The 16797-nt window shown below is 36.3% G+C and carries 16 protein-coding genes, 2 pseudogenes and 1 riboswitch; of the genes and pseudogenes, 9 read left to right on the top strand and 9 right to left on the bottom strand.

Features of this window, described 5'->3' with window-relative positions:
• Positions 1 to 286: 286 nt before the first annotated feature.
• Positions 287 to 2200 carry an NAD(P)/FAD-dependent oxidoreductase gene (locus AC4BHA_RS01780; RefSeq protein ID WP_490558058.1) on the top strand — a complete coding sequence of 638 codons (1914 nt, stop codon included), beginning with the start codon at positions 287 to 289 and terminating at the stop codon, positions 2198 to 2200.
• Between the two features lie 207 nt (positions 2201 to 2407).
• On the opposite strand, the gene AC4BHA_RS01775 is transcribed toward AC4BHA_RS01780, so the two are convergent.
• Entirely contained in the window at positions 2408 to 3559 is a 1152-nt protein-coding gene (locus AC4BHA_RS01775; RefSeq protein WP_139891845.1) for a YhgE/Pip domain-containing protein, read from the bottom strand.
• Between the two features lie 129 nt (positions 3560 to 3688).
• Here AC4BHA_RS01775 and AC4BHA_RS01770 point away from each other — a divergent pair, with 129 nt between their 5' ends.
• The 3 genes from AC4BHA_RS01770 to AC4BHA_RS01760 all read left to right on the top strand — a co-directional run bounded on the left by AC4BHA_RS01770 (position 3689) and on the right by AC4BHA_RS01760 (position 5648).
• On the top strand, positions 3689 to 4273 hold the full coding sequence (locus tag AC4BHA_RS01770; protein ID WP_066103403.1) for a TetR/AcrR family transcriptional regulator: 585 nt from the start codon (positions 3689 to 3691) through the stop codon (positions 4271 to 4273).
• Positions 4274 to 4390: 117 nt separating this feature from the next.
• Positions 4391 to 4969 (top strand): metal-binding protein, encoded by a 579-nt coding sequence (locus AC4BHA_RS01765; RefSeq protein ID WP_175354250.1) that lies wholly within the window; start codon positions 4391 to 4393, stop codon positions 4967 to 4969.
• Between the two features lie 436 nt (positions 4970 to 5405).
• Positions 5406 to 5648 (top strand): hypothetical protein, encoded by a 243-nt coding sequence (locus AC4BHA_RS01760; RefSeq protein WP_066103409.1) that lies wholly within the window; start codon positions 5406 to 5408, stop codon positions 5646 to 5648.
• 389 nt (positions 5649 to 6037) lie between these two features.
• On the opposite strand, the pseudogene AC4BHA_RS01755 reads toward AC4BHA_RS01760, so the two are convergent.
• Both AC4BHA_RS01755 and AC4BHA_RS01750 read right to left on the bottom strand, forming a co-directional pair.
• Positions 6038 to 6352: pseudogene (locus AC4BHA_RS01755) on the bottom strand (transposase); the annotation flags it as partial.
• Positions 6353 to 6393: 41 nt separating this feature from the next.
• Entirely contained in the window at positions 6394 to 6843 is a 450-nt protein-coding gene (locus AC4BHA_RS01750) for a NanQ anomerase/TabA/YiaL family protein (protein ID WP_066103412.1), read from the bottom strand.
• A gap of 354 nt (positions 6844 to 7197) precedes the next feature.
• Positions 7198 to 7244, top strand: a riboswitch (PreQ1 riboswitch).
• Between the two features lie 125 nt (positions 7245 to 7369).
• Between AC4BHA_RS01750 and queF the strand changes: the two genes are divergently transcribed.
• The 4 genes and pseudogenes from queF to AC4BHA_RS01730 form a co-directional block, all read left to right on the top strand.
• On the top strand, positions 7370 to 7870 hold the full coding sequence (gene queF / locus AC4BHA_RS01745) for a preQ(1) synthase (protein ID WP_066103416.1): 501 nt from the start codon (positions 7370 to 7372) through the stop codon (positions 7868 to 7870).
• A gap of 55 nt (positions 7871 to 7925) precedes the next feature.
• Entirely contained in the window at positions 7926 to 8597 is a 672-nt protein-coding gene (queC, locus tag AC4BHA_RS01740) for a 7-cyano-7-deazaguanine synthase QueC (protein ID WP_066103419.1), read from the top strand.
• Complete coding sequence (locus AC4BHA_RS01735) at positions 8597 to 9136, top strand: VUT family protein (protein ID WP_066104272.1); 540 nt, start codon at positions 8597 to 8599, stop codon at positions 9134 to 9136. The genes queC and AC4BHA_RS01735 overlap by 1 nt, the downstream gene beginning before the upstream one ends.
• 50 nt (positions 9137 to 9186) lie before the next feature.
• A pseudogene (locus tag AC4BHA_RS01730) lies at positions 9187 to 9347 on the top strand (IS3 family transposase); the annotation flags it as partial.
• Between the two features lie 64 nt (positions 9348 to 9411).
• On the opposite strand, the gene AC4BHA_RS01725 reads toward AC4BHA_RS01730, so the two are convergent.
• The 5 genes from AC4BHA_RS01725 to AC4BHA_RS01705 form a co-directional block, all read right to left on the bottom strand.
• Positions 9412 to 10122, bottom strand: a complete 711-nt coding sequence (locus AC4BHA_RS01725) for a hypothetical protein (RefSeq protein ID WP_066103422.1) — start codon at positions 10120 to 10122, stop codon at positions 9412 to 9414.
• A 393-nt stretch (positions 10123 to 10515) separates the two neighbouring features.
• Positions 10516 to 12177 (bottom strand): FAD-dependent oxidoreductase, encoded by a 1662-nt coding sequence (locus tag AC4BHA_RS01720; protein ID WP_139891848.1) that lies wholly within the window; start codon positions 12175 to 12177, stop codon positions 10516 to 10518.
• 544 nt (positions 12178 to 12721) lie between these two features.
• Positions 12722 to 13135 carry a hypothetical protein gene (locus AC4BHA_RS01715; protein WP_490558057.1) on the bottom strand — a complete coding sequence of 138 codons (414 nt, stop codon included), beginning with the start codon at positions 13133 to 13135 and terminating at the stop codon, positions 12722 to 12724.
• Between the two features lie 118 nt (positions 13136 to 13253).
• On the bottom strand, positions 13254 to 13706 hold the full coding sequence (locus AC4BHA_RS01710; protein ID WP_490558056.1) for an SMI1/KNR4 family protein: 453 nt from the start codon (positions 13704 to 13706) through the stop codon (positions 13254 to 13256).
• Between the two features lie 362 nt (positions 13707 to 14068).
• Positions 14069 to 14638, bottom strand: a complete 570-nt coding sequence (locus AC4BHA_RS01705; RefSeq protein ID WP_066103433.1) for a biotin transporter BioY — start codon at positions 14636 to 14638, stop codon at positions 14069 to 14071.
• A 191-nt stretch (positions 14639 to 14829) separates the two neighbouring features.
• On the opposite strand from AC4BHA_RS01705, the gene AC4BHA_RS01700 reads away from it, so the two are divergent.
• Positions 14830 to 16362, top strand: coding sequence for a hypothetical protein (locus AC4BHA_RS01700; protein WP_490558055.1), 1533 nt, complete (start codon positions 14830 to 14832; stop codon positions 16360 to 16362).
• 103 nt (positions 16363 to 16465) lie between these two features.
• Here the strand turns inward: AC4BHA_RS01700 and AC4BHA_RS01695 are convergent, their stop codons facing one another.
• Positions 16466 to 16750: a hypothetical protein gene (locus AC4BHA_RS01695; protein ID WP_066103440.1), complete on the bottom strand. Its 285-nt coding sequence runs from the start codon at positions 16748 to 16750 to the stop codon at positions 16466 to 16468.
• Between the last annotated feature and the right edge of the window lie 47 nt (positions 16751 to 16797).

Raw genomic sequence — 16797 nt, 5'->3', positions numbered from 1 at the left:
AATATAAGAAATCATAATATGTTCTAAAACCTGTGTAAACAGCAGTCACGCAGAGTATGACTGCTGTTTTTTTCACAAACCGTACAAATAAAGCGTTTAAATCACATTGATTAAATTTATGGAAAAATTTACAATAATTGTATGGATGGTACTTATCTTTAAAATCCAGTCATCATTCTTTATGTGAAATATATCACATAAAATTATCTAATAATATATGAAAGCAAGGGGACGCTTCTGGCATGGTTTTGATCGAATTCGTCCCTTTTAATGAGGTGGCCACAAAATGTTGGTATTAGAACCTATTAAAGTCGGAAATTTGGAACTGAAAAACAGATTTGTTATGGTTCCAATGGGAGCAGAACTCGGAAATTTTGATCCAAGAACAGTAGATTACTATGTTACCAGAGCAAAGGGCGGAGCATCGATGGTGATGACAACCGTTATTGCAACAGAAGCTATCGATGGCCATACCCCTGCATCCACATTGACAGAAGAAAGTTTTGCAGGCTTTAAAGAGCTAGTGGATAGGGCCCATGAATTTGATTGTAAAATCTGCCTTCAAGTGGTGCCCGGAATTGGATTAGGTGGTATAGGAGAGGGCAGGCTAAAGCCTGCTTCAGCATCAGCTTTACCATTGTATCCCGGTGCTAATATAACCTTTGAAGAATTGACGATTGATGAAATTAAGTTTATACAAGGTGAAATCTCGAGAACAGTAAAATTAGCGAAGAGAGCAGGAGCAGACGCCATTGAAATCCATGCTTATGGCGGGTACCTGACAGATAAATTCATGACCAAACGATGGAATATCCGCCAGGATGAATATGGCGGAAGCTTTGAAAACAGGATGAGATTTTTAACAGAAATAATCGATGTCATCAAGGAAGACCTTGGAAGTGACTTCCCTCTCCTTGTTAAATTTACCCCGGATCATTTCTTGCCAGTAGAAGAAGGGTACAGGGGAATTGAAGAAGGAATAGAGATTGCCAAACTATTAGAAAGCAAGGGTGTCCATGCATTACATGTTGACGCTGGCTGTCATGATAATTGGTACATAGCAATGCCGCCTATTTACCAGCAGGATATGGTTCCACAAATGATTTCATCTGCTAAAATTAAGGCTGTCACGTCTTTGCCAGTTCTTTCAAATGGGCGCCTGGGTGACATTGAAAAGGCTGAAGCTGCACTTCGAAATGGTTGGATTGATATCGCGGGAGTTGGAAGAGAGTTTTTGGCAGACCCAAATTTTCCAAAGAAAGTGATGGAAAATAGAACGGACGAAATCAGACATTGCATTTATTGTAATGAAGGCTGTATTGCTACCGTTGCTGCTGGTAAGAGCATAAACTGCGCCGTCAATCCTCTTACGGGCTATGAGGGATTGAAAGAATTGAAAGCAGCAGATGAATCGAAGCGGGTTCTAGTGATAGGTGCTGGTCCTGGCGGCTGTCAAGCTGCCATAACTGCTGCAGAAGCAGGTCATGATGTGGAAATATGGGAGAAAAAAGCCTATCTAGGAGGGAACTTTCATAATGCCTGTATGCCTCCGTTTAAGCGGGATGGAATGAAAATTCTCGATTATTATCGGACAAAACTTGACCGGTTAAATATCTCGATTAGGTATTGTAAAGAGGCAACGGAAGAAGCGATATTATCCTATAAAGCAGATTTGGTGGTTCATGCTACCGGTGGCAATCCTATAATGCCAAGTGCAATCAAGGGACTGAATAAGAGCCATGTTTACACAGCAACAGACGTTCTGCAAAATCAAGCTCTTCTTGGAAAAAAGATATCGGTTATTGGCGGCGGGCTAGTCGGCTGTGAAACCGCAATTGTGCTTGCAAATAAAGGAATGCAGATCACTATTATCGAAATGGCTGAAAAAATGTTACCTGAACCTTTATTTATACAAAATGCAATGATGTTAAACCAGCTTTTGCAGCACCCAAATATCACGTTTAAAACATCTGCTAAAGTAACAGAAGTACTAGATCAAGCCGTAGAAATTGAGGTAAACGGCAATAAAGAATGGAATGATTGTGATAGCGTTGTGGTAGCAGCAGGATTTTCGCCTAACAATCATCTATATCACTCTTTAAAAAATAAAACGAATATTGTTAACGTTGGTGATAGCGTGAAGGTTAGAAAAGTACTTGATGCAGTACACGAAGCATATGATGCGGTCTTAAATTTGTAGAATTATAATAAAAAGCTGAGACAAATCTACGAATGAACAAAAAAGCCGGCAGAATTTTACGAGGAGTAAAAATCTGCCGGCTTTGATTTTGAATCTAGTGATGTCCCTGCCTCTATTCAGCTTTATTTATATAAGAGCGCAGATCCAGTTGGAATGACTGAAGTCGAATATTTATAATGTTGTCAGAGCACATCATTATAAATAAGCTTATTTAGCATTAGTTTTTTTTGCACGCACTGGTTTAAAAATAGATAGAACATACATCACTAACCCTGCAATACCAATTCCTAAAATGGTGTTGAATGATTGGCCAGTGTAGAAGCCGCTGCCGAAGTAGAAAATTTCACGTAAACCTTCAGAGGCAAAGCGGATAGGAACCCAAGGGCGAATGAAGTTTACAAAGAAATCAGGAAGCATTTCTTGTGGTGTCATTAAAACACCCATACCTAACAGCATTACAACCATGAATAAGGTAATGGCTGGTTTACCGATCCATGCAGTTACTCCGGAGACTAATAAAAAGAAACAGAAGGCTGCAAACGATACGAACGAACCAACCAAGAAGTAGCTAGGCATATTAATACCAGCGATTAAACCAAGCGTTGCAACGGTAAAACCAGAGAATAGGGCAATAATTATGCCGAATAATGCTTGACCTCCCATTAGGTGTAACGCTTGTTTCCGAGTTAATAATTCTTTTTTCAAAATGTTTGAAGAAGCTAAAAATACTATGAAACCACCGATTAACGCACCTACCCAAGCAGGAACTGCCATTAAGGTTGGAGCACTTCCGTTTGCAGTTGAGGCTGTAACGGCATTGAATACTTTTTCTTCAGAAACAATCGGATTCACAAGTACAGCTGCCTTGTTAGCCTCGATTTGTTGACCGTCCATTTGCGCAATAAAATTTGAAGAATATTGGTTGTTTAATTGGGTAATTAAAGCAGTTAAAGCAGTCTTAGCATAGTTCGCACCAGTTATGTTATAACCTTGGTTAATATATACCTGTAAAGTTGCTGGAGAGTTGTTAGTCAGCGCATTTTGCAATGTATCATTATAACCTTCAGGAATGACTAATGCAGCATAATACTGTTTATCATCAAATAAATCTTCAATATCTTCTTCTTTTTCATTTGTAAAAGCTAACATTGGTTCTTCGCCGTCAGTGCCTTTACTCATTTGTTCAACTGCCGATTTCACGGCATCTACATGTACGCCTTCATCATTTACTATAAGTGCAACTGGTAAATTTCTTACTTGTGGGTTACCTTGAGCAAATAAATTTAATGAGAATAACGCAATAATTAAAATTACTGCAATAGGAGCAGCCCAAGCTAATTTTTCTTTAAATAATCTCAATCAATTTCTTCCTTTCTTAATAAACAACATATTGTTCAGTAATATTTATTCATTTTATAATCAAGGTATAAACAGAAGCAATGAACAAAAGTGAACAGCTTGTTCATTTTTAGAAATAGAGGGATTTTTGTGAGTATTTATGAAGAAAAAAACCGTAAAACTAAACAACTAATTCAAATGTCATTTTTGCAAATTTTAGAGAATAAGCCGTTTGAACAAATTACGATCGGGGATATAACAAAAACCGCACAAATTAATCGAGGAACTTTTTATTTACACTATCAAGATAAATTCGATTTGCTTGATCAAATAGAACAACAATTGTTTAGAGATTTAGGAAATCATATTGACGAATTACAATCTCGCTACTCTTCCATACATACATTTGAAAATGGACAAGAGCAAATAGCTGCTTCTCTATTTAGTTCAATTAAAATGCATGCACCAATATTAAAAATTTTCTTAAGCAATCATGGTAGAGCAGGTTTTCATATTAGATTCAGGGATGCCTTTTCAGAAAAAGTACGTTTGAATTTAGAGAAAAATGATAGCATTAATGCAAGGTTAAAGGCCCCTATGGAATATTTTTTATCTTTTATCACATCTGCTTTTTTAGGATTAGTCGAACAATGGGTTCAAAATGGTTTAGACAAAACACCAGAAGAAATGACAGCTCTATATATTGATATTATTTCTTTTATTCAAAAGAAGTAATGCGACTTTTGAATCTGGGAAAATTCATTCTACAATTCTGAATCATGCCTAGATAAAAAACCAAAATTATTGGCTTTTTTGTTTTTTCGACGACGAACAGAAGAGCGAACACTTGTTTTGAGCGAAAATGTGTTCCCAGCTCTGATTATCCCCTATAATGGAAAACAATGGCTGGTTCAGGAGAACCGTCATAAAAGAACAAAACGGAGGATTAGGGTGGCAAACGGGAAAGCGCATAAGAAAATAAACCTAGTATTTTTAGCTATTGGAATTGGGGCCGTATTGATCAGTTCTCAACAATATGTGCATGGGATTTCCGTGATTATAGGATATCTCTTCGGCACTTATTGGATGAACCCTGATTTGGATATAAAAAGCAATCCGTATCGGAGGTGGGGATTCTTACGGTTCATGTGGATTCCCTACCAAAAATTTAAGCATCGCTCCATCTGGACACATGGGTATGTGATTGGAGATATCATCAGATATCTGTATGTGATGGCTTGGATCATGCTGGGAGCAGGAGCGATGAGTATCCTGACAGATGTGCCATATGGAATTTATATCAATCATTTAGAGGAATTCGTTATTCAACATAAGTTGTCTTTCTTATCCTTTATTGTCGGGAATATGCTTTCATCTACCGCACACATTTTGACCGACCATGCTTCAACCACTTTCAAAAAGGTCTTTTAGCCAAAATCCAAATCCCTTTTCTGCTAGGAGAAAAGGGATTTTTAGCATTTCAAGATGGCTTGTCGTTCGTCAAACTTCAATATGTTCTCTCAAATCGAAGCCATTTTAAATACTCTTCGTCTTAAAAATAGGCTGTTTTCGTAAAGATTGTTGCTTTATAAAAAAGGTTGATTTATATCCATTTTATGGTACGGTTAGATTATAGTAGCTTATTGAACAAACGGGGCAGGTTAGCGAAAAAAGGAATTATATTATTTTTAAAGACATATATATAATAATGGTTTTACATACCACCGGGAAAATAAACGACATATATAAAGACATCAAGCTTGACCAAGGCATTATAATTAAGTTCAAGAAAGAATGTCCTCAAAGAGAATATATTTATACAAAATGGCTTGTAAGCTATTTTGTCGAACGATTAGGGGGTAATATGGTGAGTGAAATAGATAAACGCAACAGATTAAAGGAAGAGCCATTCAATTACCAAATAACGAAAAAAGGGACAGTGATCATCTATTACGAAGGCAAGCAAATCAAAATTGTAAAGGATGGGAAGGCTGCGCAACTTATAGAAAAATTAAATGCAGCAGAAGATATAATGGAAGTACAGCTTTTATTAGCTAAAATTACAGGGAACTTTAAACACGGCAACGAAAAAAACGGTAAAAATAAATAAACAAATTCATTCCTCGGAGATTTGGCTATAAAAGACGCTGCTAGAAATTTATAAATAAGGATCTTTTATATATCAATGTTGATTATACAAAGACAGGATGGCAGTGAAAGACGGGCGATTCCTGCCCGAGCAGTGGGACAGGTTAGATCCCAAATTATTAAACAGTGGCGTTCATCCTAGAAAGATTAATGCTTTTTTGTGGTTGAATATCTTGTTGAAGTAAAGGGGCAGGTTCGTATTATATAGTTCAGCCAGAACTTTCTGGTTGAACTTTTTTCATTTGAATTTAATCTATCAGTAGCCAGGGTAGAACGTAAGGGGCAGTGGGACAAATGATCCCGTCCGCTAAACTGTTCACCCCCTACTTGTAGAAATATGTTTGAGGCTGGTTCATCTCTACCTCCACGCTTCTTAGCCTTTCTATCAATTACTTCTCGGCCTTTGAAAGACTCTTTGAAAAAGGTCTCATCGCTTTCGATAATTCCTTTTAAAGTTTGAAATCCCAATGAACGAAGGGCAAAAAGCACCTTATGTCGCCAGTAAAATGCGGTAGACAAATGGATTTTTAGTCTTTTGGCAATCTTCGGCAAGGTGTAACCCTCAACTATTAAATGAAAGAAAGTAGACCACTTTCCAAGATAACGAGTGCCAGATATAGGAGTGTTAGTTAGGTCGTTGAAAAACTTTCCGCAATCACGACAAAGATTAAGAGAGGCAAAATCATGAATTGATTTTGCCTCTTCCATTAATCACACAATACTTTTACTACTGCTTTTTTTACAGTTTGCGGTTGTTGCACACAAACACCTGGCATATGAGCATCTTGGGGCATAAACACAGCAAAACATCCTTCTTTCACGATAAGATGATTACCCTCGCCATTCAAGAACATAACATCATTTTCTTTTTGTTCCTCTACGACTTCTGTATCTTCCTTATTTGTATAAACCATTCTTTCCTCGCCTTTAATGACGTATTGGATATCCGTATATGAGTAATGAGCTTCCAGGCGACAGTCTTCAATGAGCTTTGTTTCATACTCTTGAATCATTACGAAGACCTTGTCATTTTCAATTTCATACTTTCCTACCGGCAAGGCTTGCAAATCATTTTCCATTAAAAAAGCGAAGGCTTTCTTTAATCTAGGATGCACTCCATCATATAATGGAGCATTTGATAACTGATCGATAATCATATATGTTTCCTCCGATACGTAATATAAGTATATAAAATAGTAACATAACCAGTAATAGCGATACAAGAACTTGTATACAAGTCTGGTTCGTATGATATGAAAAACCGAAGGAGAAAGAAATAATTGAGTTTGATTAATAAACCATCAAACCTTTAGATAATAGTCATCTGGCCATTTATTTGTGTAAAATTGCCAAAATACTTTTATCGTCTAACTTGTGTTTATCATTTTTAGCTCAGCTCCATATTTTATGAAACACCCGTGATTCAACTTACATCTGTTAACTTTTTTCCTTTTATAACCATTATCGGGTGTGATATGATAAGATGTAATTAAAATAATATCTGAAGATTTTCAGGAGAGGTTCATAGCGGATACCCTCTATAAAAAACTATGGATACATGTCATTCTCGCCATGTCCATATATTGGACGTGGCTTTTTTGACTTTCTAAGTAGTTATTTTTATAGAAAAAGAGTATGGCCCTCCTTGGAATGATTAGATATCTAATTCAAGGAGGGTTATTTATGTCTGGTCGACAACAAACAGAAGGATTAGAGGATTTAACGTTATTGGGAAATCAAAATGTGAAGTATGCATTTAATTATGCACCTGAAGTATTAGAGTCTGTAGATAATTTACATTCAGACCGTGATTACTTTGTTAAGTTTAATTGCCCTGAGTTTACAAGTCTTTGCCCAATTACGCAGCAACCGGATTTTGCGACCATGTATATTTCGTATATTCCAAATAAAAAAATTGTAGAAAGTAAGTCACTAAAATTATATTTATTTAGTTTCCGCAATCATGGAGACTTCCACGAAGACTGTGTCAATATCATTATGAATGACTTAATTAAACTGCTGGATCCTCGTTATATCGAGGTATGGGGCAAATTTACTCCACGCGGGGGTATATCAATCGACCCTTGGTGTAACTATGGCCGTGCAGGTACGAAATATGAAGAAATCGCAAATCATCGCTTAATGAATCACGATTTATATCCCGAAAAAATTGATAATCGCTAACTGAGTGTTACCACAATTCGTTAAAATCCTTTTATCTTGGGAGGGGGGAAAGATCATGAAGCAAGAAAAAGCATTAGTCGTGTTTAGCGGCGGACAAGATAGTACGACATGCTTGTTCTGGGCAATGAAAAATTTTGGAGAGGTAGAGGTTGTGACATTTAATTATGGGCAACGACATGCATTAGAAATTGAATGTGCAAAACAAATCGCTAATGAATTAAACGTCCATCATCATATTTTAGATATGTCATTACTTAATCAACTTGCTCCGAATGCATTAACACGCGCTGATATTGAGGTGAAGGATGGTGCGGAAGGAGAGTTGCCATCAACGTTTGTACCGGGTCGCAATTTATTATTTTTATCTTTTGCAGGTGTATTAGCGAGACAAATTGGTGCAAAGCATATTATTACAGGTGTTTGTGAAACAGATTTTAGCGGATATCCAGATTGTCGTGATATTTTTATAAAATCATTTAATGTCACAATCAATTTATCAATGGAAGAAGCCTTTGTTATACACACACCTTTAATGTGGTTGAACAAAGCAGAAACATGGTCCTTAGCAGATGAATTAGGTGCATTTGATTTTGTGAAAGAAAAGACCTTAACGTGTTATCACGGTATTAAAGCGGACGGCTGTGGTGAATGTCCCGCTTGTAAGCTGCGTCTGCAAGGAATGCACACATATTTACATACCAAACAGCATATAGGAGGATCAATATGATACGCATTCTATTCTATTTAGTATCAATTGTAACGGCAAATGTACTGACAGCGCGCTTTGCTCCATTAGAATTTTGGATATTCATTATTCCAATGGGATCGTTCTTAATTGGTGCAACCTTTATCTTCCGTGATTTGGTTCAAAATAAACTTGGTCGTAAGAGGACCTATGGTTTTATTTTCTTAGCTTTAGTATTATCAGCAACTGCATCTTATTTATTAGGAGATACTCTAATTATCGTCGCAGCCTCTGCGCTATCATTCTTAATCGCAGAAACAACAGATACAGAAATTTATACACGTTTAAAACTTCCGATGGCTTGGCGTGTCTTTTATAGTGGAATGGTTGGTGGTTTATTAGATTCAGTTGTGTTCGTCATTGTAGGACTAAGCCCATTAGGAGCTGGATATATTCCTTGGTCAGCTGTACCAGCTGCAATTATTGGTCAGATTATCGTGAAAACGGTTATGCAAATGATTGGTGCATATCTATTAGGGCAAGGGTTGTCTTATAAAGAAAAATATCTGGCGAAAGTATAAAAAAGTACAATAAACAAAAAGAACTATCAAATGGCTTTTCCGATACGGTTAAGGGCTTATTGAAGTCCGAGCTTCTTTTTCTCCGGGAATTTAAGAGTTTGGAGTATTTTGAGAAAGAAATGGCGGACTATATCCATTATTACAATCACAAAAACAAATGAAGGCGAAATTAAAAGACCTGAGTCCAGTTGAATACAGAACTCAGGTCTTGAAGCAGCCTAATTATATATGTCTAAATTTCTTGAATCAGATCACACGGGAACCGCTTTTATTTCTTAATGTTTACAGGAAATCACTTTTACACTTTTGACTTTTCCTTTTACCGCTTCTGGCAGATATTCATACGTTTCAAATGGCTTTGGTTGGCCTTTTTTCAAGCTGTCCGCATAGCCTGACAAGACTGCGACCATTTGGTTATTTTCATCTAGTAAAACGGCTGCATAGGATGCATCAAACTCTTCATCTGTCGAATTCACAAGTTTGCCTGTTACTGTGTACATTTTGTACTCATCTTCTTTTAATACAGGGTTTTCCACATTAACACCGACATATTCCTCAGATGCCTTGTCATACTCAGGCACGCAATACACTTTGGCGATGTTCTCTTGTTTGATAGGTTCTTCAATAAAGAGGGTATTCGAAATATAGGTTTTCTCCCCTGGATTGACAATGTGCGGGTAACTGCTTCCGCCCATTTGGGCACCTAATACATTTCCGTCTTTGTCTTCTGCCGCTAAGTCAGAAGAATACAACACTGCTGGGATGTTGCTGGTATTTTCCAGTTCGGCATAGTAGTAAATGGTCGTGTCATCACCGGTTTCGATATAATATTTTTCTTGGGTGAATTCCAAGTTGACTTCCTGCTGATCGTTTTCTTGAACGTTAGTGGTGGTAGAAGTTGTTTCATTGTTTGTGTCTTTTGTTGCGTTCGAACAAGCCGTCAACAACAACGCTCCAAACATAATAATGAAAAATCGCTTCATCACTGTTGTGCACTCCTTTGGTGAAATTAGGATCTTATTATAGCATGGAAGGGAAAGGTATTTTACTGTAATTTCCATTTACAAATAATTACCAGTTAGAAGCGTTGCATTAATGAAGAACGAAGGTGGAGAACAACATGAATAATTTTTTTGAGAACTGGCATATGAATTTCCAAAGAATCTAAAAAACGTGAATGAAGCACTGAGTAAAAAAGAAAAAGTATCTGGTTGTTCTTTTTGTCTGTATTACCATGGAACGGTCTTTAGTATGGTTAATCATTTTAAAAATGGAGGTATTTTCTCCTTTTGTATAAAAGAAAAGAGATATTAATAGAAATAACAAAAGCATAAGAACTTTAGTTGTTCAAATGCTTTTGTCTGGGTTTAAAAAGTCTTTTATTTTTTATCCTTACAGTGCATGGAAGCTACATAACCAAAGGTCATACCCGGTCCCAATGTTGCTCCTGGCCCAGGATAAGAATGACCCATAATGGATGATGAACAGTTACCACAAGCGTATACATTATCAAATACTGTACCGTCTTCTTTAACAACTCTTGCTAATTCGTCCGTAACTACCCCGCCTTTAGTGCCGATATCCCCTGGGTAGACTTTCATTGCATAGTAGGGAGCCTCATTGATTTCAAGTAAATTTGGATTTGGCAAAGAAGGATCCCCGTAATATCGATCATGTGGTGTTTCTCCTCTATGGAAATCTAAATCTTTTCCGTTTCGTGCAAATTCATTGAATCTGTTCATTGTTTTAACTAAATTTCCTTGTGGAATATTTAATTTGTTTTCTAATTCTTCGACTGTATTTCCTTTCAAAACAACACCATTCTCATAGTATGCTTGAGGGAAATCTTGCCCGGGGAATAGGCCAGTAAATATATATCTTTTCTTGGCTCTTGCATCTAAAATAATCCAGGAAGTGATGGCTTTACCGTCTGTTTTTTCATTATGTTCATACATTTTATCAACGAATTCATGATATGGAGTCGGTTCATTAATATATCGATTTCCGTCTTGGTCAACGATAATCATATTCGGCAAGCCTCTATCCGCTACTAAGAAAAATGGCATACCCAAATGATTAATGACAGTAGGTGCACCCCAAACTCTGTCCATTAAACCAAACTTCGCATTCAATTTTGCGAAAGGCTCAATAATATCACCAGTTTGACCTTTTGGTGAGCTTGTCCAACTCACATCTTGTGGACTTGGAAGATATTTATCTCTCTTTTCTTGATCCCGAGAAAATCCACCTGATCCAAAAATTAAGCCTTTATTGATTTTGATTGTTACTTGTTTACCGTTTTTGTTTACGATTAGGCCTGTTACTTTATCGTTTTCGTAAATAAAATCAACAAATGGTGAATCAAGCCAAATTTCACCGTTTAAATCTTTGTAAGTTAGAGCCAATCGAGCTATTAAAGCTCTACCTAATGCGGCATAATCTTTTTTGAATAATTTATGCTTAATTAATCGCCATCCAAGTGTTAAAGAAGCTCTTTTTCCTGCCCAGGACCTGGTGATCATATTCACTTTAACGAAATCCTGTCCTGTCATAACGAAACCTTTTGTATCCATAGCAGGAGGGAGAAGCTTGCTCTTCCAATCTTCTAATTTATTTAAATCAATTACTTTGGGCTCGATCGACCGGCCGATCCCTTTTCCACCCGGATGTGTCGGGTAATAGTCAGAGTAATTATTTGCATAGGAGAATCTCATATGTGGGCTTAAATTATGCATATAATCCAGCATTTCGATCCCTTTTTTCAAATAGGTTTCTTTAATTGTATCACTTACTAAATCACCTACAGTGGAATCTAAATATAATTTAGCCTCTTCAAAACTATCGGCTACACCAGCCTCAACTAAATATCTGTTATTCGGAACCCATACACCGCCGCCTGATAAAGCAGAAGCTCCTCCAAAATGCTTTTCCTTTTCAATTAGCAGTGTACTTAATCCCTCTTTTTTTGCAGTAATGGCGGCAGAAAAACCTGTTGCTCCAGAACCGACTACTACTACATCATATTCGTAATCCCAACCCATTAAAAAATCCCCCTTTGAGTAGTATCTGCGCAAAATAACAAAACCCCTAAATAGAAACCGTTAAATATTCAGACAATTAAATTTTACAGTATTTAGAACAGATTATACAATAATATTTGGAAATATTTATTAAATATCAATCAGTAGAAGGACTGAATTGACCCATACTTAATAAATGACATAAGTGTAGAGAATGAAACGAGAGTTTATTGTAGAAAAATATATAATGTTACACCTGGTATTTAAGAATAATTTAACGAACAATGCCATTCCAATAGGGTGGAAGGTTAGTTTACCAATGGATGCTCAAAAGAAAATAATAGTTGTTATTGAGTTGGCACTTTGAAAATTACAAAATGGTAGATAAATAAGAATTGATGAAGATTAGATAAAGGAGGATCTCTGGATATGTTTTATCGTCTAGATATGTGAAGGGAAATAATCCAAAATAATCAGATCCCGATCAACTTTAGAGGTCAGGATCTTTTTATAGGTTAGAGTGCTCTAATTAGTACACTGTAATTTTTTCTTTTCTTAAAAAAGCTTATATTATCTTAACTTCTACCCAAGCATCGGTAAGAGGGATTCCCCCCAATGTTGCCTCTTTAAAGAATTGTTCTATTGAATCGAATGACTGATCTGCACCAGTGAGACTTTCCAATATCCATTTTTTATCTTTCTGTATAACATGGTAGCTATTGTCTTTATACATAAAGCTGGATACGACATTGTAACCATAATCAGTATTTTCTCTTACCATTTCCATCTTTAAATCTTCTATAGAGTAATTAATTTTTTCTGTAATCATATCAGCATAGCTTCTCACATCAGAATCTGTATCATTTTTAAATAGTTCAATGAATTTCTTTAAGGTATCTTCACTAAATTGGTAAGTATAATCATTCCAAATTTTATTAGCTATAGAGATCCTTAAATCATCATCAGGATGTTCGCTCAATTGTAATAACTTTTCGCCATACCAATCTAAATCTGCTTCCTCATCAATAGTATCAAATTGGATAATTTCAGAAAGTGTTTCAGCATCATCTTGTTCGATTAACGATTCAAAGTCTTCCTTACACTACATATAAGTTTTCTAGAAAATCGTCAAAGTTTCTAGCGAGTGTTATTACTTGTGAAATCTCATCATTATTATCTACGTACACAATTGGCGGATTTGAAGAAGTATGCCGATAATCAAAGGCCAGCCAGTAATGACCATCACCATTAAACAAAACAAGGCCTTTAGGCATTTCCCATTCTTCTATTAATTCTTCACTATCTAGTATTCCTCCATTTTTGCCAATTCCATCGAGGTATTCTACTTCTATGAATAAATCGTCAAATACTTCATGCTTGGGAGCGGGATGAGCATTGTAGATGATACTCCCGCCGTTTTGATCTTTTAATAATTTTATGTAGGATTCTGGAAGTTTAACACCCAGCTTTTTTTCGGCCATTTCAATAATTGAATCAGTGACCGGTAGTGGTTTGTAACCTACATCTTTATCCCATATGCTGCTTTTCAAAATCTCTTCACCTAATTTCATATAAATTATTGCTCAATATATAATTCTACAAAGTTCCATTTAATCCTTTACATATATTGGTTGATGGATAATCTTTTGTGTGACTTTAAATAAAATTTGTTTTTAAGAAAAAATGAAAGGAGTATAGAGGAAATGTTGACTAGTGGGCACTCAAATAGGGTGCCTTTTATTTGGTTTTACAGCACGAATTATATAGTTTTGCATATTTTCTATGGAGTATCTAGTTGCTTTTATGATAACTAGTAGAAATATAATCAGTAATAGAGAAGCTGATAAAAACATACTTTATATCGGCTTACAGATAATACCTTCCCAATATAGCAAAAGATACTCCACCTAATTCAAAGGGAGGAGTATCTTTTAGCTTGAGCTGGTAATAGTTTAGCAGAGTTCAAGCGCTGCCTTATAGTGATGCCGAACCATGCGGCTAGGAATGCTTTAATGATGCCGACTGGTAAAAAAGGATAAATACCTGTTACTAAAGCTTCCTGCCAGGTAAGTGCTGCAAATAGTTTTAACCAAACGCATCCAACGGTTAAGGTGATACACATACCGATTAGGTTTGCGAAAAAAGCTTGACTGTATGTATAGGATGTTTTTTCTAACCATAGCCCAATCAGAAAGGCTGTCGGAATGAATCCGATTAAGTAACCGCCCGTTGGTCCAAATAAAATACCTAATCCGCTTGTGAATTGAGAGAATACAGGTAAGCCTATAAGACCGAGTGTTAAATAGACTAATACTGTAATCGTACTGTGTCTGGATCCCAAGATGGTTGCCACAATCCCAACGGCTAATGTTTGTCCTGTAATAGGAATGAGAGGCAAAGGAATGGTGATTTGGGCTAACAGACAGATGATGGATGCACACATTGCTGTGAGAACTAGCTTTTTCGTTTTATTATGAGCCATAGACAGTCACCTCAATCGAAAATAAGTAAACTAATTTAAGTAATAGGTTAACATATTTTGTGGAGATTTAACAAGATTTCTATAAATTAAAATTTAAACAATTATAATTTATAGAAAATTCTACCAAATCAAACTAATATAGTGATATTATTTAAATGAGTATAAAGATCTAGAGATTAAGGGGGATTCATTTGAGTAAGAAGGCTATAATTATACCAATTATTACAGGTTTTATCATGTTGCTGCTTTATTATGTGTACAATGTAAGACTGGAAACAACTCTGCCTGATGATGGGTGGGGGAGATCAAGCAATTTGAAAGCATCATCAAAATATCCAATGGAATATTACAGTTATCAAATAGATGATGAGTTACACTTTTTTATGCCGGATGAGACAGATGTTTCTCACAAAGTATTGGATCAAAATTTCAACATGTTAAAAGAAGAATCCATCCAAGCCGAAGTGGCGCCGGCAGAACCAATTTGGGCGTCCGAGGGTCAGCTGATTTATATGGATGATGATAAGTTAACCATCAACCAAGAGGGAACGGATCAGGTAATCGCTCAAGACATTACTTCTTTTTCACCTACCCAAGCTGGAGTTCTCTTTTGGAATCAGAATGAACTAAAAGAATATAATGCAGGTACAGGTCAAACAAAGCTTATACATACATATGATCAACCTATTTACACAGGATTGCAGGCTAAAAATGGTAAGTCCTTTTTAGTAGGACTTCAAATATCTGATTCCGAGGTTCATTTTTATTCATTGTATAATGGAAAATTAAAAAAGCTGCTCGAGTATTCAGCAACTGGCGGGGAAACAATTGAGAATATCATCTATGATGCCGGAGACAAAAAAGCTACAGCTATTATCGAAAAATATTCGATGGCACAGGGACAAAGGGCCTATCAAGCGTTGGAGTTAAGCTTTGATTTAGCTACTTCAAAAGTTGAAAAAAATGAGAAGTATACTTTTTATGATGAGAAGAATGGGAGTGAGTTAGATAATCCTCGATATTTGCAGATTTCCTACCAGGATGATAAGCCGGCAATTTTATTTGTTGCTGAGGGCAGTCGAGTTGCAAAGCGTTCTGGGTATAATGTTTACTATGCCACGCAGCAAAAAGGAGCCTGGGTAGCTGAGAGGAGAAGTAATACGGAAGACACACCTGCCAGACCTCAATGGCTTGATCAGAATTATATAACTTGGCAAACGTTTGATGGGAAGGAATATGTGTTGAACGGCACAACGGATGATGATCGATATATCGAATCTTCACAAAAAATAACCAAAGAAGATTATACCTCCGCTCTATATTATTCTATTTCTGGCATATTCAGCGGCTTTTTTATGCTAGTGCTTGGACTGGTATGGGTTGTTCCTCCATTGGTCTTTTACGGAATCCTGTCGTTTATCAAGAGTGATATTTTCGAAAGGAATGAATCCAGTTGGGTAGAGCCGGTGGGAATTCTGCTCTATATCGGTACTATGATCTATATGCTGAATGAGGTCTTATCAGAAAGGTCATTCTTTGCGGCTCCATCATATTTAAACTTCGATGGTAGCTTGATTATTTGGCCTTTAATCATCAGTATTGTTACGTATATGATCTATCGCTGGGTGATGAAGGAAGACACAGGTTTATTTGCTGGATTATTTTACTACATAGGCTATAATTTATTAGTTATGACCTGTTTATTTGGGCCATACTTATTGTGAATAACGTTAAGAAGAATGCCAGGCAATCATGAAACGATTGTCTGGTTATTTTGTCGTATCGGGTGTATGAATATAACGTTACCTGCAAAATCCCAAAATCAATTTAGTAAGAGATTTCACTGCTCGGTTTATATAAATCAATATAATGGATGGGTAAATCACTAGTGAATGTAATTATTCGTTTAAATATCTTAAAATGAGTGAAAAATTCATCAAATAAGAGAGTTTCCTGTGAATTAAAGTCATACACGGACAAAAATTGTTCCATTATTTCACACGTCTCCGGGTCATTCAATATACCATGAACTTCAAGCGGCACTTCAAATTTTAAATAAAGATGATCTAACCCAAAATCAGAAAAGACCAAAGCGATTTGATTTCTGTACATGATTCCACCTCCAATAAGCAGTATGGTGATTTGTTTAGTCTTTCAAA

It is taken from the genome of Pradoshia sp. Z3_51 (assembly GCF_058215915.1).
Note: the sequence above shows the minus strand (reverse complement) of the source record. Positions and strands in the feature narration are given on the sequence as shown.

Bases quoted from the DNA above. Each gene is read 5' to 3' on its own strand.
- AC4BHA_RS01720 (WP_139891848.1), bottom strand. From the start codon at position 12,177: ATGGGTTGGGATTACGAATATGATGTAGTAGTAGTCGGTTCTGGAGCA.
- AC4BHA_RS01695 (WP_066103440.1), bottom strand. From the start codon at position 16,750: ATGTACAGAAATCAAATCGCTTTGGTCTTTTCTGATTTTGGGTTAGAT.
- AC4BHA_RS01705 (WP_066103433.1), bottom strand. From the start codon at position 14,638: ATGGCTCATAATAAAACGAAAAAGCTAGTTCTCACAGCAATGTGTGCA.
- queC (WP_066103419.1), top strand. From the start codon at position 7,926: ATGAAGCAAGAAAAAGCATTAGTCGTGTTTAGCGGCGGACAAGATAGT.
- AC4BHA_RS01780 (WP_490558058.1), top strand. From the start codon at position 287: ATGTTGGTATTAGAACCTATTAAAGTCGGAAATTTGGAACTGAAAAAC.
- AC4BHA_RS01750 (WP_066103412.1), bottom strand. From the start codon at position 6,843: ATGATTATCGATCAGTTATCAAATGCTCCATTATATGATGGAGTGCAT.
- queF (WP_066103416.1), top strand. From the start codon at position 7,370: ATGTCTGGTCGACAACAAACAGAAGGATTAGAGGATTTAACGTTATTG.